The sequence below is a fragment of the Halonotius pteroides genome (assembly GCF_003605635.1).
Classification (GTDB): Archaea; Halobacteriota; Halobacteria; order Halobacteriales; family Haloferacaceae; genus Halonotius; species Halonotius pteroides.
This window is the reverse complement of record NZ_QMDW01000057.1, coordinates 1-1,793: the sequence shown is the minus strand read 5'-3', so window position 1 is coordinate 1,793 and position 1,793 is coordinate 1. Positions and strand designations below refer to the sequence as shown.

Here is a 1,793-nt window from a genome sequence, read left to right as displayed (position 1 = left end):
GCTCAACGCCAGTTCGAGCCGACGGCCCGGAACCGGTTGAAGAACCTCGTGGACGACGAGAACGCCTACTGTCGGTAGACCGCGCTCGTCCGACCGCCGAGCTCGCTGCTTTTCGGTCCCGACCCCCGCGGCTACCGTGACACGCTTTTCGAACGGGTCGTCGGTGTAGACGGCCCTCGCGCCTCACGGCCGACCGATCCGGATACCCGCGATTCAGGAAAACTCGATCCGGAGTGCGTCGCCGGGTTCGACGCCGAACCGGTCGTCGCCACGTCCCCGGTTGACCGCGCACTCGACGTTGCCGTGGCTGCCGACTATCACGACGGCCTCGCCAGCCTCTGCGTGGGCGTACGACCGGACGATCTGAACCGGCTCCCCGTCGATCCGCGCGACGCTGCGGTTACCGAGCACCTCGCCGGGGACGTTGGTGACGACGTTGCCGAACCCGTCGACGACGAGTACTTCGCCGAGAAACCCCTCGTTGATCCGCTCCGGGTCGGGGAACTCGAGGTCGACGACGCTGTCGGTCGGTGCGAGACCGTCCAGTTCACCGAGCCGTTCGACCCCCATCTCGTGGACCGCGGCCGCGCCGGGGGCGAACACGTCCCGGCCGTGGAACGTCGAACTCCGGGGCCTGTCGGGGTCGAGTTCGTAGGTGTCGATCGGCGGGTCGCGGGGGGTGCCGGACGCAGCGGCGGCGTCCGGCACCGTTTCAGCGAGCGCGCGAGCGGGCGGGAGCAACACGCCGTTGTCCGGACCGACGAGCGCGTGCTCGCCGACCCGCACGACCAGGGCGGCGCGGTCGGTGCCGACACCGGGGTCGACGACGACCAGATGCACCGCAGGCGGGAACTCGGGGAGGATCTTCGCGAGCCAAAACGCGGCCGCACGCACGTTCTGTCTGGGGAAGTCGTGGCTGACGTCGACGAGGCGGGCGTCACAGCGGCCGAGTATCGCGCCCTTCATCGCCGCCGGATACGGCGTCCCGAAGTCGGAAGCGAGCGTAATCATGTTCTCACTCGTCGGTCCCGTTGGTGTCAGTTTCGGTGATTCGCTGGATGCGCTCGACGCCCTCTATTTCCCCGATCACCTCGGCGACCGTTCGGGGGACGAGCGACTCCCAGTCGCCGCCGGCCGCCATCCGCGTCCGGACCTCGGTTCCCTCGAACTCCTCGCGTTGAAACATCGGTGACTGTCTGACCTCGATCCCCGCCTCCTCGAAGAGCCTGACTACGAGGGGGTTGTTCGAGTACGCCACATCGAAATTGGGGCTCATCGACTGGACGTGGCTCACCCAGACCGAATTGCGGTTGAGGTCCTCGATCGGAACCGCGTAGGTCGTCATCTCGAACTCCGCAAGCGCTTTCGTGATCATCATGATGCGCTCGCCGGCGGTGAAGGGGTTTCGGACGGTGTGGGATTGGTCCGCGCTCCCGATGCCGACGACGAGCTCGTCGATCTCCTCGCGGATCCGATCGACCATCGCGTGGTGGCCTTCGTGGTAGGGCTGGAACCGCCCGATGTAGAACCCACGCGTCATGTCATTGGGTGCGTGGGCGGCTCTGATAAACCCGACGAGTCGCTGCCGGGCGCCGTACGGATCCGGCAGGTGCAGTCCCCCTACTGCGGTTTCACCCGTCGGCAGCGACTGACTCGGGGAGAAAGTATATCAGTCGATAACCCTTCGATACAGGTAGCAGAAACGTTTCTATGAGCAACGAAAAGGAAAAAAACGAGGCCTCCGACGCGGACGAGCGCCGGACGCCACAGGAAGAGCCGGCTGACGCGCCCGG

At 66.3% G+C, this 1,793-nt stretch carries 2 protein-coding genes; both read right to left on the bottom strand.

Going from position 1 to position 1,793, the window contains the following annotated elements; translation table 11 throughout:
- Positions 1-213: 213 nt before the first annotated feature.
- On the bottom strand, positions 214-1,011 hold the full coding sequence (locus DP106_RS14960) for an SAM hydrolase/SAM-dependent halogenase family protein (RefSeq protein ID WP_015410693.1): 798 nt from the start codon (positions 1,009-1,011) through the stop codon (positions 214-216).
- Positions 1,012-1,015: 4 nt separating this feature from the next.
- Positions 1,016-1,540: a nicotinamide-nucleotide adenylyltransferase gene (locus DP106_RS14955; protein ID WP_015410692.1), complete on the bottom strand. Its 525-nt coding sequence runs from the start codon at positions 1,538-1,540 to the stop codon at positions 1,016-1,018.
- Positions 1,541-1,793: the final 253 nt, after the last annotated feature.

What these genes read in the sequence shown, in the direction of transcription:
- DP106_RS14955 (WP_015410692.1), bottom strand. Translation starts at nt 1,540, where the DNA reads ATGACGCGTGGGTTCTACATCGGGCGGTTCCAGCCCTACCACGAAGGC.
- DP106_RS14960 (WP_015410693.1), bottom strand. Translation starts at nt 1,011, where the DNA reads ATGATTACGCTCGCTTCCGACTTCGGGACGCCGTATCCGGCGGCGATG.